Genomic DNA, 26,111 nt, shown 5'->3' on the forward strand with positions numbered 1-26,111 from the left:
GACTATTTGATAATCAAGAGTCAAAATCGTGACTGTAGAGGCGGTTTTTGGCTCTAGTCGACCCTTGGCAAAGCTGCTACTCTCGGCGCGCTTGTGACTTCTCGGCCTTAGAAAAAAGCCAGACTCACCAACAAATAGACACCAAAAACACACACCAATAATAATCGCATCAAATGCGGTGATGAATTCGCGTTGCTGAGGAGTGGGCTTCCATGATCGAAGACTTTTGGAAGGATAAGTACCCTGCCGGGATTGCTGCCGACATCAATCCAGACGAGTATCCGAATATTCAGGCGGTGTTGAAGCAGTCCTGCCAACGCTTTGCCAACAAGCCGGCATTCAGCAACCTGGGCAAGACAATCACCTACGGTGAACTGTACGAATTGTCCGGTGCCTTTGCCGCTTACCTGCAACAGCATACCGATTTGAAGCCGGGCGATCGAATCGCCGTGCAACTGCCCAACGTGTTGCAGTACCCGGTCGCCGTCTTCGGGGCCATCCGCGCCGGGCTGATCGTGGTCAACACCAACCCGCTGTACACCGCGCGGGAAATGGAACACCAATTCAACGACTCCGGTGCCAAAGCTCTGGTCTGCCTGGCCAACATGGCGCATCTGGCGCAGACCGTCGTGCCGAAAACCGGCGTCAAGCACGTGATCGTCACTGAAGTGGCCGACCTGCTGCCGCCGCTCAAGCGCCTGCTGGTCAACAGCGTCATCAAGTACGTGAAGAAGATGGTCCCGGCGTATCACTTGCCCAAGGCCATCAAGTTCAACGACGTGCTGAGCAAGGGCCATGGCCAGCCAGTGGCTGAAGCCAACCCGGCGAGCAGTGACGTCGCAGTGCTGCAATACACCGGCGGCACCACCGGCGTGGCCAAGGGCGCAATGCTGACCCACCGCAACCTGGTGGCGAACATGTTGCAGTGCAAGGCGCTGATGGGCTCCAACCTCAACGAAGGTTGCGAGATCCTGATCACGCCGCTGCCGCTGTACCACATCTATGCGTTCACCTTTCATTGCATGGCGATGATGCTGATCGGCAACCACAACATCCTGATCAGCAACCCGCGCGACCTGACGGCGATGGTCAAGGAACTGTCGAAGTGGAAGTTCAGCGGTTTCGTCGGCCTGAACACGCTGTTCGTGGCCCTGTGCAATAACGAAGGGTTCCGCAAGCTGGATTTCTCCGCCCTGAAAATCACCTTGTCCGGCGGCATGGCCCTGCAACTGGCGGCGGCCGAGCGCTGGAAAGCGGTCACTGGTTGCTCCATTTGTGAAGGTTACGGCATGACCGAAACCAGCCCGGTGGCGACGGTCAATCCGATCCAGAACATCCAGATCGGCACCATCGGTATCCCGGTTCCTTCGACCCTGTGCAAGGTCATCGACGATGCCGGCGTTGAGCAGCCGATGGGCGAAATCGGCGAGCTGTGTGTGAAAGGTCCGCAGGTGATGAAGGGCTACTGGCAACGCCAGGAAGCCACCGATGAAATCCTCGACAGCGAAGGCTGGTTGAAGACCGGTGACATCGCGCTGATCCAGCCTGATGGCTACATGCGCATTGTCGATCGCAAGAAAGACATGATCCTGGTCTCTGGTTTCAACGTGTACCCGAACGAGCTCGAAGACGTGCTGGCGACCCTGCCGGGCGTGCTGCAATGCGCCGCCATCGGCGTGCCGGACGAGAAATCGGGCGAGGCGATCAAGATCTTCATCGTCGCCAAACCAGGCGTCACGCTGACCAAGGAACAGGTGATGGAGCACATGCGCGCCAACGTCACCGGCTACAAGGTGCCGCGTTCCGTGGAGTTCCGCGATGCCCTGCCGACCACCAACGTCGGCAAGATCCTGCGTCGCGAACTGCGCGATGAGGAACTGAAGAAACTTGGCGTGAAGAAAGTAGGCGCCTAAACAAAAGCCCCGCAGATGCGGGGCTTTTTGTTGGCAGCGGGAAATCTTTAGTGACTGTCAGGCCGCCTTCGCGAGCAAGCCCGCTCCCACATTTGATTGCATTCCTGCTTGAGGAACTCGATTAAATGTGGGAGCGGGCTTGCTCGCGAAGCTTTTGCTGTTAAAGACGGAACTGCGCGAAATTGACGTTGGTGCCCGCCGGACGCATGTCCTGCAGGTACGAATCCTTATCCGCGCTCAATTCCAGGCTCAACGCTGCTTTGCGCTTGCCTTCATTGCGCACCACCAGGCCTTCAAGTTTCTCGCGCAGGAACACCGTCGGCACTTTCAGGTGCAGCAGTTCGTCGGTTTCCGGCGTGTGCATCAGCAGGTGAACCCACTCGTACTGACCAACGGCCAGGCGTGCGACAGGGATATCGAACCACCAGATGTTGCGGTTGCGGTTCAATTCGGTGAAATGGCAGTTGTTGACGCCAAGCACAGCACCGCCGAGTTCCTGGTTTCTGCGGGCAATGGCCTGCTTTTTATCGAGTTTCATAACATTCCTACGGGATTGGATCTTCAGCGCCATGGCCTGAATACGTTGCGCATTCTCGGGGGTTGGTCGGCAAACATAAAGCCCAACCTGCGGTGATCGATGAAATGTCCTGCTGAAAATAAATGAAACTCCGTGCAAACCCCTCCGGTCAATCCTTGTGTAACGACTTTTCTCATTGATTTGTTCACAGGAGAAACACCATGAGCAGCACTGGCGATAAAGTAAAAGGCATGGCCAACGAAGCCGCCGGCAACGTCAAGCAAGGTGTCGGCAAGGCCACCGGTAACGACAAAATGCGCGCCGAAGGCGTGGTGCAGGAAAAGAAAGGCGAAGCCCAGCAAGCGGTCGGCAAAGCCAAGGACGCGATCAAGAAAGGCGTCGACAAGGCTTGATCCGGCCTTTGAAGAGAACAAGAGACGGCCATCCACGGATGGCCGTTTTTGTGTCAGCCTGAACTTGCGCAAGGAAATTGTTTCAAAGTCGCCAAGTACGCTACTTTGATGTAGAAAACGGCCCCTGAGTCGCCCCGACTTCGACCAAATTTTGCGGCGAAAGGAGACGCTAATGTTTTTCCCACACATGAAAGGCTTGTCCATCCACCGTGTGATGATGCGCACGGTCACCGAGTTCGTCGACGACGAGATGTCGACCTATGCCTCGGCGCTGGCCTATCAAATGCTGTTTTCGCTGTTTCCCTTCATTCTCTTCCTGATTGCCTTGATCGGTTTCCTGCACCTGCCGGACTTCTTCTCCTGGCTGCGCCTGCAATCGGAACTGGTCCTGCCGCCCCAGGCGCTGGAGCAGGTTAACCCGGTGATCGACCAGCTTCAGCAATCCAAGGGTGGCTTGCTGTCGGTGGGTATCGTGATCGCCCTGTGGACGGCGTCCGCCGGTGTGCGGCTGATGATGAGCGCGATGAACGCGGCCTACGACGTGGTCGAGGGCCGGCCGGCGTGGAAGCGCTTTCCGCTGTCGATCATCTACACCGTCGGCATCGCCGGCATGCTGCTGATCGCCGCCGCGCTGATGGTGCTCGGGCCGCAGGTGATGGAGTGGATCGCCTCGCAAGTCGGCCTTGAAGACTTCATCGTGACGCTCTGGACCATCGTCCGTTGGCCGGTGGTGGTGATTCTGTTGATGATGGCGGTGGCGCTGATTTATTACGTCATGCCCGACGTCAAACAGGAGTTTCGCTTTATCACCCCAGGCTCGGTGCTGGCAGTGGTGGTGTGGATCATCGCGTCGCTGGGCTTCGGTCTGTACGTCAAGGAGTTCGCCAACTACAACGCCATGTATGGCAGTATCGGCGCGATCATCGTGCTGTTGCTGTACTTCTACATTTCCGCCGCGGTGCTGCTGCTCGGCGCCGAAATGAATGCGGTGATCGAGCACATGTCGACCGAAGGCAAGAATGATGGCGAAAAAGTCCCCGGCGAGCTCGATCACGAACCTAAACAACATGTTTCCGGACTGGGTCGGGACCACTCGATCAAGCCGCCCACTGACGAAGTCATAAAATGATCCGTGAAATTCTGAAAATGGGCGATGAACGCCTGCTGCGCATTGCGCCGCCGGTGCCTGCCGAGATGTTCGACAGCCCTGAATTGTGGCAACTGATTGACGACATGTTCCAGACCATGGAAAGCGTCGGTGGCGTCGGCCTGGCCGCGCCGCAGATCGGCGTCGACCTGCAATTGGTGATCTTCGGTTTCGAGCACAGCGAGCGCTACCCGGACGCCGAAGCGGTGCCGCAGACCATCCTGATCAACCCGCTGATCACACCGCTGAGCCCGACGCTGGAAGAAGGTTTTGAAGGTTGCCTGTCAGTGCCCGGCCTGCGCGGCGCGGTGGATCGCTATCAGCAGATTCGTTATGAAGGTTTCGATCCCAAGGGCAATCCGATCGTGCGTATTGCCGAGGGGTTCCATGCGCGGGTGGTGCAACATGAATGCGATCACCTGATCGGCCGGCTGTACCCGTCGCGCATCACTGATTTCAGCAAGTTCGGGTTCACCGAAGTGATGTTCCCGGACCTTGATCCCAACGCGGACGACTGACTGAATCCTTGAAACCACCACAAACCTAATGTGGGAGCGGGCTTGCTCGCGAAGGCGGAGTGTCAGTCAACATCGCAGTCGACTGACACTCCGCCTTCGCGAGCAAGCCCGCTCCCACATTTGATCTCCATGGGTCTTTAGTGCATCACTTGGCGGGTTTAACGAACCGCAACGTCATCCGGTCCGACTCGCCGATCGCCACATACTTCACCCGATCCTTATCCCCCAACGTCAACGCCGGTGGCAACGTCCAGACGCCTTCCGGGTAATCCTTGGTGTCCTTCGGATTGGCATTGATCTCGCTCTGTCGCTCAAGCTTGAACCCCGCATCCGTCGCCAGTTTCACCACGTAATCGGTGGTCAGGTAGCCGCTGTGTTTGATGTCGTCCAGCGACGCCCCGTCCTTCGCCCGGTGATCCACCACACCGAGCACGCCACCCGGTTTCAGCACCTTGAAGAACGCCTCGAACATCAGCGGCGCCGTTTCTGCCAGCACCCAGTTGTGCACGTTGCGAAAGGTCAGCACGGTGTCCGCTGAACCGGGTTGGCCTAGCGCCGGTGCTTTAGGGTCGAACTCCAACACCTGGGCACTGGCGTATTGCGCTGGCGCCGCGGCGAATTTCGCCTTGAGCTTTTCTTCGTTCTTGCGCGCGTACTCACTGACCGTCGGCGCCTGCACGGCGGCGACATACTGCCCGTGATCCTTGAGCAACGGTGCCAGCAGTTCGCTGTACCAACCGTTGCCGGGCGTGATTTCTATGACCGTCTGATGCGGCCCCAATCCAAAGAACTGCAGCGACTGCTGCGGATGACGGTAGCCATCGCGCGCCACGTTCTCCGGCGCTCGCCATGAGCCTTTCAGCACGTTGGCATACTGCTCGGCAGACACGGGTCGGGCGTCGGTGGCATGGCTGAAAGTGGGGCTGAGCAAGGTAGCGAGCGTCAAAGCCAGAAGGGCAGGTTTCATGAAAAATCCTGAGAAGTCGAAGTCGACCCCGAGGCTAGCATGCAGGTATCACCGGTCGATCACACATTATCGACGGTCGACCTCACCAACGGTTCTAAGCCCATGGCAATCATCGGTTTGCTGCGGGCGTATCGGCTCAGGCGCTCGGCCAATGCATACGGCAAGGGCGGGTCGAAGGCAAAGCCACGGCGCTCATAAAAACCGCGCAAGTCCGGGTGACAAAACAGCCAGACCGGGCCTTCAAGATTCTTGACTGCCTGGGCGATCAGCGCGGCGGCAATCCCTTGTTCGCGACACGCAGGGTCGACAAACAAACCCGTCAGCCAATGCCCGTCCGCCACCGGGCGCAAACACAGCGCGCCAATGATCTCGTCGCGCCTGGCCACCCACAATTGAGCGTCGCGGACCGCTTTCATCGGCGATTGGTGGGCACGATAAAACTTGTTCATCAAGGGCCACATAGGCTCGGCGAGCAAGGTGTATTGGGTGTTGGGCATAGGATTGGACTGTCGGTACGCAAGGCGCACGATTATAAAAGAACGCGCGTGCGGGGATAGGTGTATACCTGATCTCACATCCCGTATGAGTGGAGTACGTATCATGGCCAAAGGCATGGATTCAAAGAAAGCAGCAAAGAAAAAACCGGCGAAAACCGCCGATGAAAAGCGTGCGGACAAGAAGGCCAAGAAGGTGGATGTGTTCGGTCACTAAGCGCCAAGCCACACCCATATCCCTTGTAGGAGCTGTCGAGTAAAAACGAGGCTGCGATCTTTTGATCTTGCTTTTTTCAGCGATCCCGAAAAGATCAAGATCAAAAGATCGCAGCCTCGTTTTACTCGACAGCTCCTACAGGGGCTTGTTGAAATAAACAAATAATCTGCAAGATTTCCCTGCGCCATTGCACAGAGAGGGACTGGTCCCCGATCTGAGCAACGCCATGCCCCATTACTTCGATAGCGCCCACCGTGAAGAAATCGACACCCTGCGCCAACGCCTGACCGCCCGCACCGAATGGCCGACCTGGTTGCTGCTGATCGGCGTGTACGCCGGCTGGTTCAGCCTTGTGCTGGGCAGCGCGCGGTTGGGGCTGTGGTGGAGCACATTGCTGTTGATTCCGTTGGTGGTGCTTTGGCTGTCCGTGCAGCACGAACTGCTGCACGGCCATCCCACCCGTTGGACATCGCTGAACAAAATCCTTGGTTATGCACCGTTCGCCGTCTGGTATCCCTACACCCTTTATCGCGACAGCCATTTGCTGCATCACTGCGATGAAGACCTGACGCTCCCTGGTCTCGATCCGGAAAGCCGTTACCTGAGCGCCGAGCAGTGGCGGGGCAGTTCGTTGTTCGAACAAAGCCTGCACTGGCTGAACAAAACCGTGCTCGGACGCTTCGCCCTCGGTGCACCGCTGGCGTTGCTGGCGCTGGCCCGGGAGGAACTGCAACGCCTGAGATCGGGCGAGCTGCAGGCGTGGTTGATGTGGCTGACCCACGGCGCGCTGACCCTGTTGATGTTGCTGTTCATCGCCCGCTTCAGCGTGCTGCCCGTGTGGCATTACCTGTTGCTGATCAGCGTGCCGGCGCTTTCGATTGCGATGATCCGCTCTTACTATGAACACCGACCGCATGCACAACCCGAGCAACGCACTGTGCTCAATGAAGCGGCATGGCCGTGGCGCTGGTTATTCCTGAACCTCAACTTTCACCTGGTGCATCACGACTTGCCGAGCCTGCCCTGGTACGACTTGCCCCGTGCCTATCACGCGCGCCGCGAACAATGGTTGGCGCGCAGTGGCGGGTTCCTGGTGCAGGGTTATGGTCGGTTGTGGCGCGAGAATGCGGTCAAGGCCATCGACAGCCCGCAACACCCGTTCCACTGATTTTTTATGATCGACACCTAACCCTTGTGGGAGTGGGCTTGCTCGCGAAGGCGTAGTGTCAGTCGACATCAATGCTGGATGTGATGGCCCCTTCGCGAGCAAGCCCGCTCCCACAGGGGATTTTCGTGTACTGGAAGATTTCGATGACAGAACACTTCGCTGAATTATTGATGTACGTCGCCCCCGAACCGATCCGCGAGGCCAACGAGCGCTGGCTGACGCGAATCCTCGAACACCTGGGCGCCACCCGCCGCAACGCCGACGGCGTGTCGCTGATGGACCTGTGGCTGTCCCCGAACTTGCTGCTGACCCAAACCTGCGGCTACCCGCTGATGACGGCCTTACGCAGCCAGGTTCGGGTCGTCGGTCGTCCTCGCTATGAGCTGCCCGACAGCACCGGCGGCAACCATTGCAGCCTGCTGCTGAGTCGCGCCGATGATCCGCGCCGGACCTTGCCAGCCTTTCGCGACAGCCTTGGTGTGATCAATGGCGAAGACTCCAACAGCGGCATGAACCTGTTGCGCCACCGACTGGCGCCGCTGCATCGAGAAGGGCGGTTCTTCGCCAGCGTCGGCATCAGCGGCAGCCACCGCGAGAGCCTGCGCTGGTTGCGTGAAGACAAAGCCGACTTGGCCGCCATCGACAGCGTGACCTTCGCCTACCTGGCGCGACACGCCGAAGACGAAGTGGCCGGCCTGCGCGTCGTGGTACGCAGTGCATTCAGTCCGACCTTGCCCTACATCACCACTGCCGCCGCCACTGATGAACAGGTTGAGCAGCTTCGACAGGTGATGAATCAGGCGTTGCAGGAGTTGCCTGAGGTTGCTGAAATTCTCGGCCTTCAGGAGGTGCTGCCGGCCACTGAAAGCGACTATCAAATCATTCTCGATTATCAGCAGGAAGCCGAGGCGTTGGGATTTGGACGCTTGCGTTGACTTCGGAACATTCGCGGGCAAGCCTCGCTCCTACAGGTACACCGATCCCTGTAGGAGCGAGGCTTGCCCGCGAAAGCAATCGCATGATCGGCATCAATCTTAAATTCCATAATCGAATATAAAAATGCATTTTAAGTATTATTAATGAATAAGGCTCCTTGCTAGGATCGCGTCACCGGATCACCGGACATTCAGCGACCCCTAACCCTTGGAGCCTCTATGTCCGGCACCGACCTTGCCCATCGTAACGATGTGGGCGGATTATTCCGCGCCCATTACCCCTGGCTGTGCGCACGGTTGCGCCGGCAACTGGGGACCAGTTCCAGCGTCGAAGACATCGCCGCCGAAACCTTCGCGCAACTGCTCGAATCACCCGGCCTGACCCCGATCCGCGAACCGCGTGCCTTGCTCACCACCATCGCCCGCCGGTTGATCTATCAACTTTGGCGCCGCCGCGATCTGGAGCGCCAACACCTCGCTCAGTGGCAGCACGACGATCACCCGCAAGCCCCGTCGCCAGAAGAACGGGTGCAACTGACCCAAGTGCTACAGGGCCTCGACCGGACACTTGAACGTCTGCCAGGCAAGGTCCGTGCGACCTTCCTGTTGTCGCGCATTGACGGTTTGACCTACCCGCAAATTGCCGCCGAGCTGGGCATTTCCCAGCGCTCGGTCAGCGTCTACATGACCCGCTCCCAGGCCTTGTGCGCCCAGCACAGCGCCAATCAACCCTTGAATCCCGTCACCCGGAGATCCGCATGAGATCGATCAAAACCCTGCTCGGCAGTTCGCTGCTGGCCCTGAGCCTGATGGCCGCCCAGGCACCGGCGGCAGAAAAAACCGCGCCGATCCACTTTGGCGACATCACCTGGGAAAGCGGCAGCCTGATTACCGAGATCCTGCGGTTGATCGTCGAGAAGGGTTACGGCTACCCGACCGACACCTTGCCCGGCAGCACCGTCAGCCTCGAAGCGGCGTTGGCCAAGAACGACATTCAAGTGATCGGCGAGGAGTGGGCCGGGCGTAGTCCGGCCTGGGTCAAGGCTTCCTCGGAAGGCAAAGTGTTTGGTCTGGGCGACACGGTGAAAGGCGCCACCGAAGGCTGGTGGGTGCCGGAATATGTGATCAAGGGCGACCCGGAACGCGGCATCAAGCCGCTGGCCCCGGAACTGAAATCCGTCGCCGACCTGGCGCGCTACAAAGACGTGTTCCGCGACCCTGAAGACCCGACTCGCGGGCGCTTCCTCAACAGCCCGACCGGTTGGACCTCGGAGATCGTCAACAGCCAGAAACTCAAGGCCTACGATCTGACCGCCAGCTTCGTCAACTTCCGTACCGGCTCCGGCGCGGCACTGGACGCCGAGGTGGCTTCTTCAATCCGGCGTGGTAAACCCGTGCTGTTCTACTACTGGTCGCCGACGCCATTGTTGGGTCGTTTCAAACTGGTGAAACTCGACGAACCACCGTTCGATGCCGAAGCGTGGAAGACCCTGGCCGATGCCAACAACCCGAATCCCAAAGGGACGCGCTCGATGCCGGCGAGCCTGGCGATTGGCGTGTCTGCACCGTTCAAGGCGCAGTATCCCGACCTGGTGGCGTTCTTCGAAAAGGTCGACTTGCCAATCGATCTGCTGAACCAGACCCTCGCGCAGATGAGCGAAAAACGGCAGAAACCGCGTGAAGTGGCGGAAGCGTTTTTGCGTGATCAGCCACAGGTGTGGAAGGGCTGGGTGCCGGGGGAGGTGGCAACCAAGGTGAGTGCTAGTTTGTAGTTCTGCGGTGCTCGATAGACAGCTTTCGCGGGCAAGCCTCGCTCCTACAGGATAGCGATAACCTGTGGGAGCGAGCCTGCTCGCGATGGTCTTGAGACCTACACTCACTCAGCGGCCAGTGCCGCTCTCACTGCCGGCCGCTGATCAACCCTCGCCTGAAACCGCACCAACGCCGGCCACTGATTCAAATCAATGGCAAACAGCGGAGCCCAGCGCAGCACCGTAAACAGATACGCATCGGCAACGCCGAACCCGCCCCCCATCAAAAAATCCTGCTGCTCCAGTGTCTGGTTTAACAGGGCAAAACGCTTGAACAGTTTCTCCTTGATCAGCGCTTTGACCTCCTGCGGAAATTGCGAACTGAACAACCAACCCAGCCCACCATGAATCTCCGTCGACACGAAGTTCAGCCACTCTTGCAACCGCACCCGCTCGAATGTCCCAGGCATGGCTGCCAGATTCGCCTCAGGTCGCTGGTCCGCCAGGTATTGCAGGATCGCCGGGCCTTCGGTCAGCACCTGACCGTTATCCAATTGCAACGCTGCGACGTAACCCTTGGGGTTGATCACAAGGAAGTCATCGCCATCAAAAGTTTTCTTGGTGGCGTTGTCGACACGGACCAATTCGAATCGCAGATCCAGTTCGCGCAACACAATGTGCGGCGCCAGCGAGCAGGCTTGGGGGGCATAGTACAACTTCATCGGCAGGGCTCTGGTTGGGAATTTGCGCCAGTGTCATAGTGCGCGGCGCCCTCGGTAAAATTAATCTTTCAGACAACAGCCATAAGGAAAGCTACTGCGATGATGAACCTGATGCACTGGAGAATGGTGGTGGCGGTGGCGGATACCGGCAACATCACCCGTGCTGCGGAGCGGGTCGGCATGACTCAGTCAGGTGCCAGTCAGGCATTGGCGTTGATCGAAGACACTCTGGGCGTCCAGCTGTTCAGCCGTGAAAATCGCCAGACCCTGCCGACTGCCATCGGACTGCGGGTCATCGAACACGCGCGAACCATGCTCGGCGCGCTGGAAAACATCCGCAGCACCGTCGATGCCGGCAAAGATATTCAACGTGGAACGATACGACTGGCCAGTTTCCCCATGGTGCTGGCGACGTTGCTGCCGCCACTGCTGCGTCAGTTCAATCGGCTTTATCCCGGCATTCAGGTGGTCGCGCTGGAAGTCAGCGACGACGAAGTAGAAACGCTGCTCGGTGCCGGGCTGGTGGATGTCGGCGTGGTGTTGAACCCGACTCCTGCGCGCAACGCGGTTCTGTTGGGGCGTGAGGCCTGGATGGCGGTGCTGCCGGGTGGCCATCCTCTGGCGCGCCGGTCCAATGAAGAAGGCGTCACCCTCGCGGAGTTGGCCGAGCAACCTTTTGTGTTGGCCACCGGTGGCTGTTCAACCAACGCGAGCAGCCTGGCCATTGATGCGGGTCTGCAGCTGCATGATGTTCGGGTCGAGGTCCGGGAGTGGAGCAGTGCATTCACGCTGGTACGGGAAAACATCGGCGTGACGGTGGTGCCGGAAATGACACTGCCAACCCAGCGGCAGGGCCTGCGCGTACTACCGGTGACACCGCGTATCGATCGAGAATTTGCCTTGGTGGCCGCGTCGAACCAAACACCTTCGGCGGCCGTGCAGGCGTTGCTGGATATGCTCGCCAAACCGATTGCGATGTGTCGCTGAATTGACCCACACCATAACCCGTGTAGGAGCAGCCTTCGGCAGCTCCTACAGTGTGCGTGGACTTCTGTTAAAGCGAAGCCAGAAACTTGTCGACGACCTGGCGGCTGCCTTTTTCGCTGCTGCCGTTTTCTTTCTCGGCCTGCGCCAGTTTTATCTTGTCTTGCATGCGGTCGGTGATTTCCTTGGCGATCGCTTGTTGTTTTTCCGGCGGCATCTGTTGCACTTCCTCTTCCGTCAGCCCCATCTCTTGCAGGATGCTGTCGCGCATACGCTGCTCCGGCGTTTTGCTCATGTATTCCTTGAACTCGTCCGTGGCCGAGCCACTACCGACCTTGTCCTTGACGGCGTCAGGCAGTGCGCCGGGGACCACTTGTAAGCCCACGCGGGTTTTGGCGAACGCTTCATCGACGTTGTCGCTGATTTTGCTCGCCTCACTGACTTGCTGCGTGGCGATTTGCGTGGCCGATTCCTGCACCTGTGCACCGACTTGCGCGGTGGGTGCCTGAACATTGTTTTGCAAGGCTTGCGTCAGCACGCTCTGCAGGCCAGCGGCGGCTTCGGCGGTCGGATCTTCGCCGGGCTTTTTCGGCAGCGGAGTCATTAACGTTTGTTTGTGAGCACTGACCAACATGATGAGTAGACCTTGTAGGTGTTTGCGGTACAGCGGCTTGAGCAAATAGCGTGCCGTCGCTAGAGCCCTTGTTTTCCGGGGGGGCGCGGCGTGAGGTCAGCGAGGGCGGCGGTCAACCCTTGCCGACGGGCGGCAGAGATTGACCGCTGGCGCGTCATCGATGCGCGATGTTTTCCAGCGCCAGGTTGCGGGTGCGCGGGCCGAACCAGCCGATGGTCAGCATCACGATCAGCATGCTGCTGACGATGAACGCCAACACCCCGGGTGTGCCGAAGTGTTCGAGAAAAATCCCGATCAGCAAACTGCTGAACACCGTCGACAGGCGACTGAACGAGTAACAGAACCCCACGGCCCGGGCGCGGATGTTGGTCGGGAACAATTCGCTTTGGTAGGAGTGATAACTGAAGCTCAGCCAGGCGTTGCAGAAGGTGATCATCACCCCGCAGAAGATCAGGCCGAAGGCACTGGTTTGCAGGGCGAACAACGTACCGAAGGTCATGGCGCCGAGTGCTGAACCGACGATCTGCCATTTGTTCTCGAAGCGGTTGGCGAACTTCACGAACAGCAGCGGCCCGAGCGGGTAGGCGAGGGTGATGATGAAGGCGTACATCAGGCTGTGAGTCACGCTCACGCCCTGGCCGGAGAGCAGCGCCGGCAGCCAGTTGCCGAAGCCAAAGAAACCGATCGCCTGGAACACGTGAAACACGATCAGCATCAAGGCCCGACGGCGGTAAGGCGGCTGCCAGATATCGGCAAACCGGCCCGTACCCTGAACATCCACCGCCGCCAGTTCCGGCTCATCCAGCGGCTTGCCCTGGTCCTTCACGCAGCGTGCTTCGATGCCATCGAGAATCCGGCTGGCCTCGTCGAACCGCCCATGCTGGGCCAACCAGCGCGGTGACTCCGGCAACCGCGAACGCAGCCACCAGATGAACAACGCAAACACCGCACTGGCCAACACCACCCAGCGCCAACCGGACACACCGAAAGGCGCTTGCGGCACCAGCCACCAAGACATCAACGCCACCGCCGGCACCGACAGAAACTGCACGAAAAACGCGAAGGCAAACGCCGAACTGCGCATGCGCTTGGGCACCAGTTCCGAGAGGTAAGCGTCGATGGTCACCAGCTCAATGCCGAGCCCGATGCCGACCAGAAAGCGCATGCAGATAATGCCCAATGCTGAACTCTGAACGCCCATGGCGACGGTGGCGACGGTGTACCAGATCAGCGCGAAGGTGAAGATCGCGCGTCGGCCGAAACGGTCGGCCAACGGGCTCAACAAGCTGGCGCCGAGGAACAGCCCGAGAAACGTTGCCGAGGCGAAAGCGGCCTGATCGGAGAAGCCAAACACGCCCTGGCTGCCTGTGGCGAAGATGCCATCGCGAATCAGGCCGGGGCTGATGTAGGCCGTTTGAAACAGGTCATACAGTTCGAAAAAACCACCGATCGAGAGCAGCGCTACCAGGCGCCAAATGGTCGATACGGCGGGGAGTCGGTCGATGCGCGCGGATATCTGCGCGGCCCGGACGGGATCGATTCCGTCGGGTTGAGCGATGGCGGGGGCGTGAGCAGTCATGGGCTGATCCATTTTTTATTGATGGAGAAGCTTAGCCTGCTATCGGAAATCAATGATTGTGAATCTCGGCGACTTTGCGCCGAGATTCACTCAGTTATTGCAATGAACGGTTACATTTTAGCGGTTTGTAGCGCGGAGCCGCTCAAGGCAGGCCGTTGCAGCCGAATTTTAGGAATCCCGGGCGTTGCGCCAACCGTTGGAAGTACTCGTCGATGGCTGGGTAATCGGGCCGTTCCATCGGTGTCATCAACCAGCGGTTGATCGACAGCCCGATGACAATGTCGGCGAGCGTGAATCGCGGCCCGGCGACATAGGCTTTGGTGGCCGCGAGCTGATGCTCGAGGATGCCCATCTTCTGATTCCAGCCACGTACACCGGCGGCAATGTGATGCGGGTCCTGGAACTCCGGATCCTTGCGCACCAGCGCGGTGAACGCGTAGCTCCACGACGCATTGAGTTCGGTCGCCTGCCAATCCATCCACTGCTCCACCCGGGCACGCGCCGCCGGCTCGTGGGGAAGCAGATCGATATGTTGGTGTTTAGCGGCCAGATAGCGGCAGATTGTGTTGGATTCCCACAGTACACCGGCCTCATCGATGATCACGGGCACCAGTGCGTTGGGATTGAGCCTGAGAAACTCGGGCGTGTGGGTTGATGCAAAACCGCCACCCCAGTCCTCACGCTCGTAGGGAAGGTTCAGCTCCTCACAGGTCCACAGGACCTTTCTGACGTTGATCGAGGACGCTTTACCGAGAATCTTCAGTGCATGTTCCATGGGGCTACTCCGTTAGCGGTTCGAGGCTTCGGGAGTTTAATACTGTGCCTGCCAATGGACGACATCAAGTCTGCGATTCATTCCCATAGGAGCTATGTACTCTCGCGCACCTTCAATTCGAACCCCATGTCCTGCACCGGTTTGGCCACCGAATTACCCGCCAGCAAGGTCAGCATCAACTCCGCCGATCGGCGGCCAATGGCTTCTCGTGGGGTGCTGATGCTGCTCAGGCGCGGGACCATGTGCGCCGAGGCCGGCAGGTCGTTGAAGCCGAGGACCGCCACTTGTTCGGGGATCTTGATCCCGCATCGCATGGCTTCCAGCAGCGCACCCTGGGCCAGGTCGTCGTTGCCGAAGAAGATCGCATCGACATCCGGATGGCTGGCCATCAATTGCAGGAACAACTCGCCGCCCAATCCGACGGAGGAGGGGCGCGGGGTTAGCACTTCCAGGTCAGGGTCATACAAACCGGCTTTTTGCAGCGCCCGGCGGAAACCTTCGCCGCGCAACAGCGTGCGTTGGTCCAGCTGCGCGCCGATGTAGGCCAGGCGTTTGCGTCCGCGGGAGAGCAAATGTTCCGCCGCCGTTTCACCCGCCGCCAGTTGCGAAAAACCGACGCAATTGAGGCCCGCCGCACTGTCCAGTTCCATCATGTACACGCACGGAATGTTGCTCGCCTCGATCATCCGCCGCGAACTTTCGGTGCGGTCAAAACCGGTCAGCAGCAACCCGCGCGGCTGATAGGCCATGTAGTTGCGCAGCAGGTTTTCTTCTTCATCGCGCGAGTAATGGAAGTTGCCGATCAGCACTTCGAAACCCTTGGGGCGCAAAACCTGATGAATGGCTTCCAGCGTGTCGATGAACAACAAGTTGGACAGCGACGGCACCAGCACCACCACCGAATGGCTCTGCGCCGAGGCCAGCGCGCGGGCGGCAGGGTTGACCACGTAGTTGAGTTCCAGCGCCGCTTTCTGGACTTTTTCCACCAGTTCAGTGGCCACCGTGCTAACGCCGCGCAGGGCGCGGGAGGCGGTGATCGGGCTGACACCGGCCAGGCGGGCCACTTCGTTCAGGGTAGGGCGGCCAGTGGTGCGCGTATTTTTATCGTTTTTAGGGGAGATCATCGGACGGCTTGCCAAACAAAATTCGAGGCACTAAGGTAGCGCTGTCTCGATGCAGCTGCAAATGCGTGAGCGGGGTCTGCCTGATCTCCGCTTTTTGGCATTGGGAACGAACATGCTGCAACCCACAAAAATGACAAGAAGGCGTCGGCAACTTCTGCTTTTTCTGGTGTCATAACTGGCAAAGGTAGCGCTGTCTGCGCGCTGAGGTGTTACATGAATCATCCCATCACCGCCCTGGTCATCATGGGCGTTGCCGGTTGCGGCAAGACTTGCGTCAGCGAGGCCTTGTGCCAACTCAGCGGCGCGACCGCCATTGAAGGCGACACTTTCCACCCTGCCGCCAATATCGAAAAGATGAGCGCGGGGATCCCCCTGAACGACGAAGACCGTGCCGGCTGGCTCGACAGCCTGTGCGATGAACTGCGCCGCGTTGATGCCAACGGCGAACGCCCGGTGCTGACCTGCTCGGCCCTCAAACATATTTACCGTGAACGTCTGCGCAGCGCCTTGCCGGGCCTGGGCTTCGTGTTCCTTGAGCTGACCCCGGAAGTGGCCGCCGATCGTGTATCGCACCGGCCGGGCCACTTCATGCCCTCGACATTGATCGAAAGCCAGTTCGCGACCCTCGAATCCCCCGTGGGCGAGCCGTTGACGCTGGCCCTCGATGCCTCGACCCACAGCGTCGAGCAATTGGCCACGCAGGCTCACGTCTGGTGGCTCGAGCACGGCCTGAAACGCGCCGGTTAATTTTTGCTTTTAGAGATAGCGCTGTCCTTATGGCTTTCGAATTACCCGCTTTAATAACAACAACAACCAGGAGACACCCCTAATGTTTGGCATGTCCCACGAGACGTTCCTGCTGCTCGATGCAGTGGTCACGGTGATCGGGCTTATCGTCCTGATCACCAAGTTCAAGTTCCACCCCTTCATTGCCCTGATCATTGCCGCCGCCTTCCTCGGCCTGACCTCCGGCATGCCGATCGGCACCATCATCAAGGCGTTCCAGGACGGCTTCGGTGGCGTGCTCGGCTTCGTCGGGATCATCCTGGCGCTGGGCACCATGCTCGGCAAAATGATGGCCGAGTCGGGCGGGGCTGATCAGATTGCCCAGACCCTGATTCGCGCGTTCGGCAAGGACAAGGTGCAGTGGGCGATGATGTTCGCCGCGTTCCTGGTCGGCATTCCGCTGTTCTTCGAAATCGGCTTTGTGCTGCTGATCCCGTTGGTGTTTATCGTTGCCCGGCGTACCGGCGTGTCGATCATCAAGATCGGTATTCCGCTGCTGGCCGGTCTGTCGGCCGTGCACGGTCTGGTTCCGCCGCACCCGGGCCCGTTGCTGGCCATCGGCGTGTTCGGTGCCGACATCGGTAAAACCATTCTTTACGGGCTGATCGTTGCACTGCCGACCGCCATCATTGCTGGCCCGATCTACGGTGCCTTCATTGCCAAGTACATCCCCGGCCATCCTAATCAGGAACTGGTGGATCAATTGGCTCGCGAGCCAGAGTCGGCTGATCTGCCGAGCTTCAGCATCACCCTGATCACCGTGCTGCTGCCGGTGTTCCTGATGTTGCTCAAGACCTTTGCTGACGTGGTGCTGCCGGAAGGCAATTTCGCGCGCTCCTTCATGGACCTGGTCGGTCACCCGATCTCGGCGCTGTTGCTGGCGTTGCTGCTGTCGCTGTACACCTTCGGCCACAAGCAGGGCATGGGCTCCAACAAAATCCTCAAGTTGCTCGACGCCAGTCTCGCGCCGACCGCCGCGATCATCCTGATCATCGGTGCCGGTGGTGGCTTCAAGCAGATGCTGGTGACCAGCGGTGTGGGCGACGTGATCGGCCACATGGCGGTGAACGCACAGATCTCGCCGATTTTGCTGGCGTGGCTGGTGGCGGCGGTGATTCGCGTGGCGACCGGTTCGGCGACCGTGGCGACCATTACCGGCGCCGGCATCGTGGTGCCGGTGGTGGGGATGATTCCGGGTGTGAACCGTGAGCTGCTGGTGTTGGCCACCGGTGCCGGTTCGCTGATCCTGTCGCACGTCAACGACGCCGGTTTCTGGCTGGTGAAGCAGTACTTCAACATGACCGTGGCTGAAACCTTCAAGACCTGGACCGCGATGGAAACCATCCTGTCCATCGTTGCGCTGGGCTTTATCCTGCTGTTGTCGCTGTTCGTTTAAAAGCTTCGCGGGCAAGCCTCGCTCCTACAGGGTTCGCGTGAACCTGTAGGAGCGAGGCTTGCCCGCGAAGGCGATTTAACTGGCGCTGGTTTTGCTGACCAGCCCATCCGCGCGGAACATCCCGCGAATCCCGCGCACTGCCTGACGAATCCGGTCCTGGTTTTCGATCAGCGCGAAGCGCACATGATCATCCCCATACTCGCCAAACCCGACACCCGGCGAGACGCAGACCTTGGCCTCGGCGAGCAGCTTCTTGGCGAACTCCAGCGAGCCCAAATGCGCATACGCCTCGGGAATCTTGGCCCAGACGTACATCGACGCTTTCGGGTTTTCGACCATCCAGCCCAATTCATGCAGGCCTTTGACCAGCACGTTGCGACGCTGGCGGTATTGCTCGGCGATGTCTTTGACGCACTGCTGATCGCCTTCCAGCGCCGCAATCGCCGCGACTTGCAGCGGCGTAAACGTGCCGTAGTCGTGGTAACTCTTGATCCGCGCCAGGGCGTTGACCAGCTCAGCGTTGCCGACCATGAAACCGATGCGCCAGCCCGCCATGTTGTAGCTCTTGGACAGGGTGAAAAACTCCACCGCGATGTCCTTGGCGCCCGGCACTTGCATGATCGACGGGGCTTTCCAGCCGTCGTAGACGATGTCGGCGTAAGCCAGGTCGTGCACCACCAACACGTCGTACTGCTTGGCGAGGGCGATCACCCGCTCGAAGAAATCCAGTTCCACGCATTGCGCGGTCGGGTTGGACGGGAAGCCGAGGATCATCATTTTCGGCTTCGGGATCGAACCGCGAATCGCACTTTCCAGCTCGGCGAAGAAATCCACGCCGGGAATGAGCGGCACCGAACGCACCTGAGCGCCGGCAATCACCGCGCCGTAGATGTGAATCGGGTAGCTCGGGTTCGGCACCAGCACGGTGTCGCCCTGGTCGAGGGTGGCCAGCATCAAATGCGCCAGGCCTTCCTTGGAACCGATGGTCACGATGGCTTCGCTTTCCGGGTCGATGTCGACCGCGTAGCGATCCTTGTACCAGTTGGAAATCGCCCGGCGCAGACGCGGAATACCCTTGGACGTGGAGTAGCCGTGGGTGTCTTCGCGCTGGGCGACGGTGACCAGTTTTTCAACGATGTGCGGCGGAGTAGGGCCGTCAGGGTTGCCCATGCTGAAGTCGATGATGTCTTCGCCACGACGACGGGCGGCCATCTTCAGCTCGGCAGTGATGTTGAATACGTAAGGGGGGAGTCGATCTATGCGCGCAAAGCGGCGCGGCGAACCTGGGTTAGCCATTGTTGCCTCGGATAACGTGAGCGCCCGGAACCGTCCGAGCGACGCTGGTCACTGCGGTGACCTGTGGCGGAATGTAAGGGCTGATGTGGCAAACTGTCCAGCGACTATGTAAACAAATTTTTCCGAAGGAAACGGGTAGATGGAATTTAGCAGTGGCTTCTTGCTGAGCCTTTCGCTGTGCCTGGACATCGGCGTGGCCAACATCGCGATGATCACGCTGGCGATGCAACGCGGCTATTTTCAAGGCTTTGCCCTGGGGTTGGGGACCTGTGTCGGTGACCTGATCTACGCGGTGCTCGCGCTGGCGGGCATGACCGTTTTGCTGCAATACGAAACCGTGCGTTGGGTGCTGTGGATCGGCGGCTCGGCGTTGCTGGTGTATTTCGCGGCGAAGATGATTTATTCGGCGATCCACCATGAAGCAGTGTTGGCGCAAACCGCCGAGGTGGGCCAAAACTCCCACCGCAAGGAGTTTGTCCGCGGGATCTTCCTCGCCATGTCATCGCCCAGCGCGATTCTCTGGTTCGCGGCCGTGGGTGGCACGTTGATCGCCCGTTCCGGCGGCGGTGGAGCCCTCAGTTCGGCGCTGTTTCTTGGCGGCTTTCTGTGCGCCGGCGTGCTCTGGTGTGTCGCTTTATGCTTCGCGGCGAGCCACGGCGGCAAGTTACTGGGTGACAAACTGCTGCGTTATTCGTACATGGCATCGGCGGCGATCTTCTGCTATTTCGCGGTCTACGTGATCCTATCGGGCTACAACGAGTTTGTCGGTTCCGGCGCTGTCGAACCGTTGCACGCCCTGTAAGTGGGCGAATCGGGTTTGGCTTCTATACTCCCAGCCGAACCCACTTTTTAGTCTCAGGAGTTGAGTCATGGATGAGCAATCAGGCATCGAACCGGCCAAGCCACGCTTCGTGCACGGGCACTTTCTGCTCATTGCAGGGCTTGGCGGACGATTTACTGCGAATACGACCAAAGACATCCCCGCTTTATGGGAGAAGTTCACACCTGAAATTGGCCGGATTCCCGGTCAAAAAAGCGAAGTGACCTACGGCATCTGCTGCAATCCCGATGGCAAGGGCGGCTTCGAGTACATCGCCGGCGTTGAAATCAGCAAACTCGACGACCTGCCCGACAAGTACCGCTGGGTCGAGGTTCAACCGCAGCATTACGCGGTGTTCGAGCACAAGGGCGCTCTGGCTACCTTGCCGCAAACGTTCCATTACATCTGGAAAACCTGGCTGCCGCAGTCCGGCTATCAGGCGGCGGACGCCCCGGAGTTCGAACGCTACAGCGAAGACTTCAACCCGAAGCTCAACACCGGTGTGCTGGAAATCTGGCTGCCGCTCAAACCGTAATGAACGCATCGAGAGGCGGATCAGTGATTCGCCTCTCGATGTCTTACCGAAGCTCATCTATGATCGGCGGTCTTCCCCACGCTGATCCCGAGTTGCCATGAACACCGTCATCCGCCACGTCACGCCTGCTGATCTGGACCGCTGCTACGCCATCGAAACCGTTGCCTATGAAGGCGACGAAGCCGCGACCCGCGAGAAAATCGCCACCCGCATCGCCACGTGGCCAGAGGGTTTTATCGTGGCCGAAGTCGACGGCGTCGTAGCCGGTTTCATCAACTCCGGTGCGGCGTTTCAGGTGGAAATGTCGGACGAAGCCTTCAAGGAACTGATCGGCCACGACCCGGCCGGGCCGCACGTGGTGATCATGTCGGTGGTGGTGCACCCGGATTACCAGGGGCAAGGCCTGGCAAAGCGCTTGATGGGTGAATTCATCGAGCGGATGCGGGCACTGAACAAAGTCAGCATCCACCTGATGTGCAAGGAACGGCACATACCGCTCTACGCCGGGTTCGGCTTCGCCTACATCAAGCCTTCTGCCTCCGACCACGGCGGCATGGCGTGGCATGAAATGGTGCTGGAGTTGGGGCAAGAGCAAATGATTTCTTGAGATTGGTTTTTTAATAGACTAAATTCAGACCTTGTTGCGCGGGCCATGCTGCCTTGATGCTGGGCAGAGGAATGAATGATGCGAGTTGAAACAATCAGTTTTGTTAAGAAGAACGCGGCAGCGCTGGATCTCTCGGAGCCGATGCTAGTCACTCAAAATGGCGTCCCGGCTTATGTGATTGAGTCCTACGAGGAACGAAAGCGGCGAGATGAGGCGATTGCCCTGATCAAGCTTCTTTCGTTCTCCTCTCGCGACAAGGAACAGGGAAAGCTGATTTCTGGCGACACTTTGCTGGCCAGACTGGCGCAGCGGCGCCAGTTGCAGCAAGACGATAACGATGCCTGAGGCCTTCAGGGTAGAGTTTGCGACCGCTGCGGAGCATGGGGTCATTTCATTTGAACATTATCTGACGCAGCAATGCGGTCGCAAAAAAGCGGCAGAAATGGTCGATCAATTGGTGATGCAGATCGTTACGGCGCTCAGCAGTCAAGCCCATGTTTACGGTGTTTGTCAGGAAGCGGCGTCTCTTGGGGTGACTCATTTCCGTGAGTACCTTCCTCTGGGACAGCGAGTTTTGTATGAGGTATTCCCGAGTGAAAACCTTGTCGTGGTCGCTTTGGTTATTGGTCAGCGTCAAAGTATCGAGAAGCAATTGCTCGACTACTGTCTTCTCTTGTGAGAGCTAGTCATTTCCCCAAAAGGGTTGCCTCAAAGGCAACCCTTTTTAGTATTTGATCAATAAAGACTATCTCGCACCCTCACCGGCGCGTCCCGGTCATACGCCTCAGCATCGAACTGCCCGTCATTCAGCCGTTTGTGAAACGCCCCCGCCGTCGGCAGCGCCGAGCGATCCAGGTGCTTGTGCGGGTTCCACAAGTCCGAACGCACCATCGCTTTCGAACAATGGAAAAACGCTGCTTCCACCGTCACCAGCATCACGGTGCGTGCCGGTTTGCCGTTGACCGCAAAACTCTCTAGTAACCCGGGCTCGGCGCTGATCTGCGCCGTGCCGTTGACCCGCAACGTCTCGCCGATCCCCGGAATGATGAACAGCAGCGACACCCGCGAATCGAGCACGACATTGCGCAGGGTGTCGATGCGGTTGTTGCCGGGCCGATCCGGGATCGCCAGTGTCCGCTCATCAATGATCCGCACGAAACCCGGCAAGTCGCCACGGGGCGAGCCGTCCAGGCCGTCGGGGCCGACCGAGCTGATGATCACCAGCGGCGAGGCGCGGACCATCGCCTGGTAATCCTCGTTGAGAAAGGGGATTTGCTTGCGCACGGCGCGGTCGTGGGGTTGGCCGTAGATCGCTTCCAGTGCTTCGATGCTGTTGAGCATAACCACCTCAGAAAACCAGACTCATGCGCCGTTCGTATCCGATCCGGCCCTTGTAGGCTTCGCCGCTGTCGACCCAGCCGAATTTTGCATAGAGCGCGATGGCGGCCTCGTTGTCCGCATCCACCGACAATTCCAGCGCTTTGATGTGCGGCCAGGCCTGGCGCGCCGCGTCGGGCAAGGCTAGTAAACAGGCCTTGCCGTACCCTTTGCCCTGGGCTCGTTGATCGACCTGCAAGGCATGCAAGGTGGCGCTGTGTTCATCGGCCCAGGCGGGCAGGACCGGCGGACGTTTGAGCAGCAGGAAGGCGACGGGAACCTCCTCGGCCAGCAGGGCAAATCCTTTGACGCCGGGGCCGGGTTTGGACAGCAAGGTGTGCAACGCACCGTAAATGTCGCCGGAGAATTTGATTTGTTCCTTGTGAACTTCAATGGCCTCGACCTGCTGGCGCTGGCGCGCGTTCAGGCATTCGTAAGGCACGAGTCGGGTTGTCACTGGAGTGTCCTTTTTCCAACATGAATGTGCTTCGAATTCTAACGAGTTTGCGTTCCTGGATTATTTTTATTTGGACTGTCGATTTGGCTTTTCGCCAGACGACTAAGGGTGTCTTCACAACAAAAACCTCGGAGAACCACCATGAACGCTACCCACGAAATCCAGACCCTGATCGACACGTATCGTCAGGCGGTCATCGCCAAGGACATCGAGAAACTCATGCCGCTGTATGCCGAAGACATCGTCTCCTACGACGCAGTCAAGGCCCTGCAATTTCGCGGCAAGGCCGCTTACCGCGCGCATTGGCAAGAGTGCATGGAAATGTGCCAGGGCGCGCATAAGTTTGACTTCGACCACATGAACATCGTCGCGGACGAACACATTGCCTTCGCTCATTGGCTGGCCCATTGCGGCGGCACTAACGAGAAAGGTGAAACCCAGGCCTGCTGGATGCGCGTGACCGCGTGCTATCGGCGCGACGATGGGCAATGGCGCATCGTTCACGAACACTGGTCGGCGCCGTTCGACATGATGAGCGGCACGACCTTGTTCAACCTGGAACCTTGAGGGCCGGCTGGTCGTCGGGAATGTCGCGAAAGCAGCAAACTGCAGCCATAGTTGATCAGTTCGGTTCGGGCTGAGCCCCAAGAAATGGAGAGCCTCCATGAAGTATTTATGCCTGGTCTACAGCAGCGAGCGCGAACTGCACTCGCTGCCCGAAAGCCCGAAAGACGCCGAGTGCATGGCCTACGCCGAGTCGATCCAGGGCAGCGGCCGAATGATCGCCGCCGAGGCGCTGGAGTCGGTACAGACCGCCACCACCGTGCGCATGCGCAACGGCAAAATGTCGATCACCGACGGCCCGTTCGCCGAAACCAAGGAGCAGTTGGCCGGCTTCTACCTGATCGATGCCAAGGACCTCAATGAAGCGATCCAGGTCGCCGGCAACATCCCGGCGGCCCGGGTCGGCTGTGTCGAGGTGCGCCCCGTTCGCCAGTTGAATCCCTGAATAACAATCACAAGACAGGAGCGCCCATGAGCCCGCAACCCTATAAAAGACAGCCTGCCGCGTTCGAGTTATCCATCAGCCGCCTGATCGACGCGCCGCGCCGCAAAATCTTCCGCGCCTGGACCGAGCCGGCCTTGCTCGCCCAGTGGTGGGGGCCGCACGGCATGACCACGCCCGAGTGTGAAATGGACTTGTGGGTCGGTGGTCAGTTTCGCACCCTGATGCGCGCACCGGATGGCACCGAATACCCGACCATGGGCGTGTTTCTGGAGATCGTCGCCCCTGAGCGATTGGTCTTTACTGACGCCTTCATGCCCGGCTGGATTCCGTCGGGCAAACCCTTCATGAGCGCCGAAGTAACGCTCGAAGACCGCGACGGCAAAACCCTCTACACCGCCCGCGCCATGCACTGGTCCGAAGAGGATCGGCAGGCTCACGAGGCTATGGGTTTTCACGACGGTTGGGGGCAAAGCCTGGATCGGTTGGTGACGCTGGTGACCGAAGGCATGCCGGACTGATGCCCGGCGTGACGGTGACGGTGACGGCTCGGGTCGAGCAGGTTTATCGCGAGGATTCGCGGCGGATTCTGGCGACCCTGATCCGCTTGCTTGGCGATTTTGACCTCGCTGAAGAGGCCTTGCACGAGGCGTTTTTCGTCGCGGTCGAGCGCTGGCAGCGTGACGGTGTGCCGGACAATCCGCGCGCCTGGCTGGTCTCCACCGGGCGCTTCAAGGCCATCGATACGTTGCGTCGGCGCGCACGCTTCACGGCGTCGCAGCCGATGTTGATCGCTCAACTGGAGGCGCTGGAGCAGTCCGACTGGAGTGACGAAGACGTGGAAGACGATCGGCTGCGCCTGATCTTCACCTGTTGTCACCCGGCACTCGCGGCAGACGCCCAGGTACCGTTGACGCTGCGGGAAGTCTGCGACCTGACCACAGAGGAAATCGCCCGGGCTTTTCTCTCGGCACCGGCGACCATTGCCCAGCGCATCGTGCGCGCCAAAGCGAAAATCCGCGACGCAAAAATCCCTTATCAAGTACCCACGTTGTCCGAATTGCCCGAGCGCCTCGACAGCGTGCTGCGGGTGATTTACCTGGTGTTCAACGAAGGTTATTCGGCGTCCATCGGCACCGAACTGACCCGTGAGGACCTGACCCGCGAAGCGATTCGCCTGGGGCGGTTGTTGATGGAGTTGCTGCCCGAGCCGGAAGTCATGGGGTTGCTGGCGTTGATGCTGTTGCATGAGTCGCGACGCCCGGCGCGGACCTCGTCAAGCGGTGAGTTGATTGTGCTGGATGAACAGGACCGCTCGTTGTGGGACGCCGGGATGATTGCCGAGGGCTGTGCGCTGGTGGAGCGGGCGCTGACCACTCGGCGGTTCGGGCCTTATTGCCTGCAAGCGGCCATCGCGGCGGTGCATGCGGAAGCGCCGTCGGTGGGGGAGACCGATTGGGTGGAAATTGTCGGGCTGTATGACGTGCTGCTGCAGGCGGTGCCGTCGCCGGTGATCGAGTTGAACCGTGCGGCGGCGCTGTCGAAGCGGGATGGACCGTTGGTGGGGCTGACACTGGTTGAGGCCATTCTGGATCGCGGTGAATTACTCGATTACCACTTGGCGCATTCGGCGCGGGCGGAGTTTTGTCGGCAGTTGGGGCGGGTCGAGGAGGCGCGTGCGGCGTATGAGCGCGCGTTGGAGCTGACGCAGCAGGTGCCGGAGCGGCGGTTTATCGAGGCTCGGTTGCGGGCGTTGGAGTGATGTGAATGTCGCTGGCCTCTTCGCGAGCAAGCCCGCTCCCACATTTAACCGAGTGCTTCCATGAGAATGCGGTCGAATGTGGGAGCGGGCTTGCTCGCGAATGGCAGCACGCTATTGGGAGTGTCATAAATTTTGTGTTCGGGCATAACATGTTGCAGAGGTGCATGTATGCCGACCAAAAAGAAACCGGCCAGTAAGGCCCAGCGTGACC

Annotated in this window: 31 protein-coding genes; 20 read left to right on the forward strand and 11 right to left on the reverse strand. The window is 59.4% G+C overall.

The window, feature by feature from the left end; all coding sequences use genetic code 11:
• Positions 1–212 precede the first annotated feature (212 nt).
• Positions 213–1,913: a long-chain-fatty-acid--CoA ligase FadD1 gene (gene fadD1, locus ACIPL2_RS32120; RefSeq protein WP_401363972.1), complete on the forward strand. Its 1,701-nt coding sequence runs from the start codon at positions 213–215 to the stop codon at positions 1,911–1,913.
• A 160-nt stretch (positions 1,914–2,073) separates the two neighbouring features.
• Here the strand turns inward: fadD1 and ACIPL2_RS32125 are convergent, their stop codons facing one another.
• Positions 2,074–2,451 carry a hypothetical protein gene (locus ACIPL2_RS32125; protein WP_076028370.1) on the reverse strand — a complete coding sequence of 126 codons (378 nt, stop codon included), beginning with the start codon at positions 2,449–2,451 and terminating at the stop codon, positions 2,074–2,076.
• Positions 2,452–2,651: 200 nt separating this feature from the next.
• Between ACIPL2_RS32125 and ACIPL2_RS32130 the strand changes: the two genes are divergently transcribed.
• The 3 genes from ACIPL2_RS32130 to def all read left to right on the forward strand — a co-directional run bounded on the left by ACIPL2_RS32130 (position 2,652) and on the right by def (position 4,508).
• Positions 2,652–2,843 (forward strand): CsbD family protein, encoded by a 192-nt coding sequence (locus ACIPL2_RS32130; protein WP_110748868.1) that lies wholly within the window; start codon positions 2,652–2,654, stop codon positions 2,841–2,843.
• 172 nt (positions 2,844–3,015) lie between these two features.
• On the forward strand, positions 3,016–3,972 hold the full coding sequence (locus tag ACIPL2_RS32135) for a YihY/virulence factor BrkB family protein (RefSeq protein WP_401363976.1): 957 nt from the start codon (positions 3,016–3,018) through the stop codon (positions 3,970–3,972).
• Positions 3,969–4,508: a peptide deformylase gene (def, locus tag ACIPL2_RS32140; RefSeq protein ID WP_401363979.1), complete on the forward strand. Its 540-nt coding sequence runs from the start codon at positions 3,969–3,971 to the stop codon at positions 4,506–4,508. Before ACIPL2_RS32135 ends, def begins: the two co-directional genes overlap by 4 nt.
• A 145-nt stretch (positions 4,509–4,653) precedes the next feature.
• Here def and ACIPL2_RS32145 read toward each other — a convergent pair whose 3' ends face one another.
• Together ACIPL2_RS32145 and ACIPL2_RS32150 are read right to left on the reverse strand one after the other, a co-directional pair.
• Entirely contained in the window at positions 4,654–5,475 is an 822-nt protein-coding gene (locus ACIPL2_RS32145; protein WP_401363982.1) for a class I SAM-dependent methyltransferase, read from the reverse strand.
• Positions 5,476–5,534: 59 nt separating this feature from the next.
• A complete protein-coding gene (locus ACIPL2_RS32150; protein WP_401363985.1) occupies positions 5,535–5,972 on the reverse strand; it encodes a GNAT family N-acetyltransferase in 438 nt (145 codons plus the stop codon).
• Positions 5,973–6,412: 440 nt separating this feature from the next.
• Here ACIPL2_RS32150 and ACIPL2_RS32155 point away from each other — a divergent pair, with 440 nt between their 5' ends.
• The 4 genes from ACIPL2_RS32155 (at position 6,413) to ACIPL2_RS32170 (ending at position 10,061) form a co-directional block, all read left to right on the forward strand.
• Positions 6,413–7,354, forward strand: a complete 942-nt coding sequence (locus tag ACIPL2_RS32155) for a fatty acid desaturase (RefSeq protein ID WP_401363988.1) — start codon at positions 6,413–6,415, stop codon at positions 7,352–7,354.
• 143 nt (positions 7,355–7,497) lie between these two features.
• Complete coding sequence (locus ACIPL2_RS32160; RefSeq protein ID WP_401363991.1) at positions 7,498–8,289, forward strand: phosphate/phosphite/phosphonate ABC transporter substrate-binding protein; 792 nt, start codon at positions 7,498–7,500, stop codon at positions 8,287–8,289.
• A gap of 219 nt (positions 8,290–8,508) precedes the next feature.
• Positions 8,509–9,051: a sigma-70 family RNA polymerase sigma factor gene (locus tag ACIPL2_RS32165; RefSeq protein WP_401363994.1), complete on the forward strand. Its 543-nt coding sequence runs from the start codon at positions 8,509–8,511 to the stop codon at positions 9,049–9,051.
• Positions 9,048–10,061 (forward strand): ABC transporter substrate-binding protein, encoded by a 1,014-nt coding sequence (locus ACIPL2_RS32170; protein WP_401363997.1) that lies wholly within the window; start codon positions 9,048–9,050, stop codon positions 10,059–10,061. The genes ACIPL2_RS32165 and ACIPL2_RS32170 overlap by 4 nt, the downstream gene beginning before the upstream one ends.
• A 104-nt stretch (positions 10,062–10,165) precedes the next feature.
• Here the strand turns inward: ACIPL2_RS32170 and gstA are convergent, their stop codons facing one another.
• Positions 10,166–10,762, reverse strand: a complete 597-nt coding sequence (gene gstA, locus ACIPL2_RS32175) for a glutathione transferase GstA (protein WP_401364000.1) — start codon at positions 10,760–10,762, stop codon at positions 10,166–10,168.
• 99 nt (positions 10,763–10,861) lie between these two features.
• Between gstA and ACIPL2_RS32180 the strand changes: the two genes are divergently transcribed.
• Positions 10,862–11,749, forward strand: coding sequence for a LysR family transcriptional regulator (locus ACIPL2_RS32180; RefSeq protein WP_401364003.1), 888 nt, complete (start codon positions 10,862–10,864; stop codon positions 11,747–11,749).
• Between the two features lie 67 nt (positions 11,750–11,816).
• Here ACIPL2_RS32180 and ACIPL2_RS32185 read toward each other — a convergent pair whose 3' ends face one another.
• The 4 genes from ACIPL2_RS32185 to ACIPL2_RS32200 all read right to left on the reverse strand — a co-directional run bounded on the left by ACIPL2_RS32185 (position 11,817) and on the right by ACIPL2_RS32200 (position 15,858).
• Complete coding sequence (locus ACIPL2_RS32185; RefSeq protein WP_401364006.1) at positions 11,817–12,380, reverse strand: hypothetical protein; 564 nt, start codon at positions 12,378–12,380, stop codon at positions 11,817–11,819.
• 154 nt (positions 12,381–12,534) lie between these two features.
• Positions 12,535–13,959, reverse strand: coding sequence for an MFS transporter (locus tag ACIPL2_RS32190; RefSeq protein WP_401364008.1), 1,425 nt, complete (start codon positions 13,957–13,959; stop codon positions 12,535–12,537).
• Positions 13,960–14,101: 142 nt separating this feature from the next.
• Entirely contained in the window at positions 14,102–14,734 is a 633-nt protein-coding gene (locus tag ACIPL2_RS32195; protein WP_401364011.1) for a glutathione S-transferase family protein, read from the reverse strand.
• A gap of 92 nt (positions 14,735–14,826) precedes the next feature.
• Entirely contained in the window at positions 14,827–15,858 is a 1,032-nt protein-coding gene (locus ACIPL2_RS32200; RefSeq protein ID WP_401364013.1) for a LacI family DNA-binding transcriptional regulator, read from the reverse strand.
• A 213-nt stretch (positions 15,859–16,071) separates the two neighbouring features.
• Here ACIPL2_RS32200 and ACIPL2_RS32205 point away from each other — a divergent pair, with 213 nt between their 5' ends.
• Both ACIPL2_RS32205 and ACIPL2_RS32210 read left to right on the forward strand, forming a co-directional pair.
• Complete coding sequence (locus ACIPL2_RS32205) at positions 16,072–16,605, forward strand: gluconokinase (RefSeq protein ID WP_401364015.1); 534 nt, start codon at positions 16,072–16,074, stop codon at positions 16,603–16,605.
• 82 nt (positions 16,606–16,687) lie between these two features.
• Entirely contained in the window at positions 16,688–18,040 is a 1,353-nt protein-coding gene (locus ACIPL2_RS32210) for a GntP family permease (protein ID WP_401364018.1), read from the forward strand.
• 75 nt (positions 18,041–18,115) lie between these two features.
• Here ACIPL2_RS32210 and alaC read toward each other — a convergent pair whose 3' ends face one another.
• Positions 18,116–19,336, reverse strand: a complete 1,221-nt coding sequence (gene alaC, locus ACIPL2_RS32215; protein ID WP_401364021.1) for an alanine transaminase — start codon at positions 19,334–19,336, stop codon at positions 18,116–18,118.
• A 139-nt stretch (positions 19,337–19,475) separates the two neighbouring features.
• Between alaC and ACIPL2_RS32220 the strand changes: the two genes are divergently transcribed.
• The 5 genes from ACIPL2_RS32220 (at position 19,476) to ACIPL2_RS32240 (ending at position 21,977) form a co-directional block, all read left to right on the forward strand.
• On the forward strand, positions 19,476–20,138 hold the full coding sequence (locus ACIPL2_RS32220) for a LysE family translocator (RefSeq protein WP_401364023.1): 663 nt from the start codon (positions 19,476–19,478) through the stop codon (positions 20,136–20,138).
• A gap of 67 nt (positions 20,139–20,205) precedes the next feature.
• Positions 20,206–20,691: a GyrI-like domain-containing protein gene (locus tag ACIPL2_RS32225; protein WP_401364026.1), complete on the forward strand. Its 486-nt coding sequence runs from the start codon at positions 20,206–20,208 to the stop codon at positions 20,689–20,691.
• A gap of 97 nt (positions 20,692–20,788) precedes the next feature.
• A complete protein-coding gene (locus ACIPL2_RS32230; RefSeq protein WP_401364029.1) occupies positions 20,789–21,298 on the forward strand; it encodes a GNAT family N-acetyltransferase in 510 nt (169 codons plus the stop codon).
• Positions 21,299–21,376: 78 nt separating this feature from the next.
• Positions 21,377–21,643 carry a prevent-host-death protein gene (locus ACIPL2_RS32235; protein ID WP_046049521.1) on the forward strand — a complete coding sequence of 89 codons (267 nt, stop codon included), beginning with the start codon at positions 21,377–21,379 and terminating at the stop codon, positions 21,641–21,643.
• On the forward strand, positions 21,636–21,977 hold the full coding sequence (locus ACIPL2_RS32240; RefSeq protein WP_401364032.1) for a type II toxin-antitoxin system RelE/ParE family toxin: 342 nt from the start codon (positions 21,636–21,638) through the stop codon (positions 21,975–21,977). The genes ACIPL2_RS32235 and ACIPL2_RS32240 overlap by 8 nt, the downstream gene beginning before the upstream one ends.
• Before the next feature lie 56 nt (positions 21,978–22,033).
• Here ACIPL2_RS32240 and ACIPL2_RS32245 read toward each other — a convergent pair whose 3' ends face one another.
• Both ACIPL2_RS32245 and ACIPL2_RS32250 read right to left on the reverse strand, forming a co-directional pair.
• The gene (locus ACIPL2_RS32245; protein WP_401364035.1) at positions 22,034–22,639 is read right to left on the reverse strand and encodes a pyridoxamine 5'-phosphate oxidase family protein; all 606 of its coding nucleotides are present in this window, start codon (positions 22,637–22,639) and stop codon (positions 22,034–22,036) included.
• Between the two features lie 7 nt (positions 22,640–22,646).
• A complete protein-coding gene (locus tag ACIPL2_RS32250) occupies positions 22,647–23,132 on the reverse strand; it encodes a GNAT family N-acetyltransferase (RefSeq protein WP_401364038.1) in 486 nt (161 codons plus the stop codon).
• A gap of 141 nt (positions 23,133–23,273) precedes the next feature.
• Between ACIPL2_RS32250 and ACIPL2_RS32255 the strand changes: the two genes are divergently transcribed.
• The 4 genes from ACIPL2_RS32255 to ACIPL2_RS32270 all read left to right on the forward strand — a co-directional run bounded on the left by ACIPL2_RS32255 (position 23,274) and on the right by ACIPL2_RS32270 (position 25,900).
• The gene (locus tag ACIPL2_RS32255) at positions 23,274–23,699 is read left to right on the forward strand and encodes a YybH family protein (RefSeq protein WP_401364040.1); all 426 of its coding nucleotides are present in this window, start codon (positions 23,274–23,276) and stop codon (positions 23,697–23,699) included.
• A gap of 97 nt (positions 23,700–23,796) precedes the next feature.
• Positions 23,797–24,141 carry a YciI family protein gene (locus ACIPL2_RS32260; protein ID WP_059402946.1) on the forward strand — a complete coding sequence of 115 codons (345 nt, stop codon included), beginning with the start codon at positions 23,797–23,799 and terminating at the stop codon, positions 24,139–24,141.
• Positions 24,142–24,167: 26 nt separating this feature from the next.
• Complete coding sequence (locus ACIPL2_RS32265; RefSeq protein WP_401364043.1) at positions 24,168–24,659, forward strand: SRPBCC family protein; 492 nt, start codon at positions 24,168–24,170, stop codon at positions 24,657–24,659.
• The gene (locus tag ACIPL2_RS32270) at positions 24,659–25,900 is read left to right on the forward strand and encodes an RNA polymerase sigma factor (RefSeq protein WP_401364046.1); all 1,242 of its coding nucleotides are present in this window, start codon (positions 24,659–24,661) and stop codon (positions 25,898–25,900) included. Before ACIPL2_RS32265 ends, ACIPL2_RS32270 begins: the two co-directional genes overlap by 1 nt.
• Positions 25,901–26,111: the final 211 nt, after the last annotated feature.

It is taken from the genome of Pseudomonas sp. NPDC086251, assembly GCF_044746405.1.
GTDB lineage: Bacteria > Pseudomonadota > Gammaproteobacteria > Pseudomonadales > Pseudomonadaceae > Aquipseudomonas.

Excerpts from the sequence above, each read along its gene's own strand:
- ACIPL2_RS32260 (WP_059402946.1), top strand. The coding sequence starts at position 23,797 with ATGAAGTATTTATGCCTGGTCTACAGCAGCGAGCGCGAACTGCACTCG.
- ACIPL2_RS32255 (WP_401364040.1), top strand. The coding sequence starts at position 23,274 with ATGAACGCTACCCACGAAATCCAGACCCTGATCGACACGTATCGTCAG.
- fadD1 (WP_401363972.1), top strand. The coding sequence starts at position 213 with ATGATCGAAGACTTTTGGAAGGATAAGTACCCTGCCGGGATTGCTGCC.
- ACIPL2_RS32210 (WP_401364018.1), top strand. The coding sequence starts at position 16,688 with ATGTTTGGCATGTCCCACGAGACGTTCCTGCTGCTCGATGCAGTGGTC.
- ACIPL2_RS32265 (WP_401364043.1), top strand. The coding sequence starts at position 24,168 with ATGAGCCCGCAACCCTATAAAAGACAGCCTGCCGCGTTCGAGTTATCC.
- ACIPL2_RS32230 (WP_401364029.1), top strand. The coding sequence starts at position 20,789 with ATGAACACCGTCATCCGCCACGTCACGCCTGCTGATCTGGACCGCTGC.
- ACIPL2_RS32240 (WP_401364032.1), top strand. The coding sequence starts at position 21,636 with ATGCCTGAGGCCTTCAGGGTAGAGTTTGCGACCGCTGCGGAGCATGGG.
- ACIPL2_RS32245 (WP_401364035.1), bottom strand. The coding sequence starts at position 22,639 with ATGCTCAACAGCATCGAAGCACTGGAAGCGATCTACGGCCAACCCCAC.
- ACIPL2_RS32200 (WP_401364013.1), bottom strand. The coding sequence starts at position 15,858 with ATGATCTCCCCTAAAAACGATAAAAATACGCGCACCACTGGCCGCCCT.
- ACIPL2_RS32225 (WP_401364026.1), top strand. The coding sequence starts at position 20,206 with ATGGATGAGCAATCAGGCATCGAACCGGCCAAGCCACGCTTCGTGCAC.
- ACIPL2_RS32180 (WP_401364003.1), top strand. The coding sequence starts at position 10,862 with ATGATGAACCTGATGCACTGGAGAATGGTGGTGGCGGTGGCGGATACC.
- ACIPL2_RS32195 (WP_401364011.1), bottom strand. The coding sequence starts at position 14,734 with ATGGAACATGCACTGAAGATTCTCGGTAAAGCGTCCTCGATCAACGTC.
- ACIPL2_RS32150 (WP_401363985.1), bottom strand. The coding sequence starts at position 5,972 with ATGCCCAACACCCAATACACCTTGCTCGCCGAGCCTATGTGGCCCTTG.
- ACIPL2_RS32130 (WP_110748868.1), top strand. The coding sequence starts at position 2,652 with ATGAGCAGCACTGGCGATAAAGTAAAAGGCATGGCCAACGAAGCCGCC.
- ACIPL2_RS32190 (WP_401364008.1), bottom strand. The coding sequence starts at position 13,959 with ATGACTGCTCACGCCCCCGCCATCGCTCAACCCGACGGAATCGATCCC.
- ACIPL2_RS32205 (WP_401364015.1), top strand. The coding sequence starts at position 16,072 with ATGAATCATCCCATCACCGCCCTGGTCATCATGGGCGTTGCCGGTTGC.
- ACIPL2_RS32165 (WP_401363994.1), top strand. The coding sequence starts at position 8,509 with ATGTCCGGCACCGACCTTGCCCATCGTAACGATGTGGGCGGATTATTC.
- ACIPL2_RS32185 (WP_401364006.1), bottom strand. The coding sequence starts at position 12,380 with ATGTTGGTCAGTGCTCACAAACAAACGTTAATGACTCCGCTGCCGAAA.
- ACIPL2_RS32235 (WP_046049521.1), top strand. The coding sequence starts at position 21,377 with ATGCGAGTTGAAACAATCAGTTTTGTTAAGAAGAACGCGGCAGCGCTG.
- def (WP_401363979.1), top strand. The coding sequence starts at position 3,969 with ATGATCCGTGAAATTCTGAAAATGGGCGATGAACGCCTGCTGCGCATT.
- ACIPL2_RS32125 (WP_076028370.1), bottom strand. The coding sequence starts at position 2,451 with ATGAAACTCGATAAAAAGCAGGCCATTGCCCGCAGAAACCAGGAACTC.
- ACIPL2_RS32145 (WP_401363982.1), bottom strand. The coding sequence starts at position 5,475 with ATGAAACCTGCCCTTCTGGCTTTGACGCTCGCTACCTTGCTCAGCCCC.
- alaC (WP_401364021.1), bottom strand. The coding sequence starts at position 19,336 with ATGGCTAACCCAGGTTCGCCGCGCCGCTTTGCGCGCATAGATCGACTC.
- ACIPL2_RS32160 (WP_401363991.1), top strand. The coding sequence starts at position 7,498 with ATGACAGAACACTTCGCTGAATTATTGATGTACGTCGCCCCCGAACCG.
- ACIPL2_RS32270 (WP_401364046.1), top strand. The coding sequence starts at position 24,659 with ATGCCCGGCGTGACGGTGACGGTGACGGCTCGGGTCGAGCAGGTTTAT.
- ACIPL2_RS32155 (WP_401363988.1), top strand. The coding sequence starts at position 6,413 with ATGCCCCATTACTTCGATAGCGCCCACCGTGAAGAAATCGACACCCTG.
- ACIPL2_RS32135 (WP_401363976.1), top strand. The coding sequence starts at position 3,016 with ATGTTTTTCCCACACATGAAAGGCTTGTCCATCCACCGTGTGATGATG.
- ACIPL2_RS32170 (WP_401363997.1), top strand. The coding sequence starts at position 9,048 with ATGAGATCGATCAAAACCCTGCTCGGCAGTTCGCTGCTGGCCCTGAGC.
- ACIPL2_RS32220 (WP_401364023.1), top strand. The coding sequence starts at position 19,476 with ATGGAATTTAGCAGTGGCTTCTTGCTGAGCCTTTCGCTGTGCCTGGAC.
- gstA (WP_401364000.1), bottom strand. The coding sequence starts at position 10,762 with ATGAAGTTGTACTATGCCCCCCAAGCCTGCTCGCTGGCGCCGCACATT.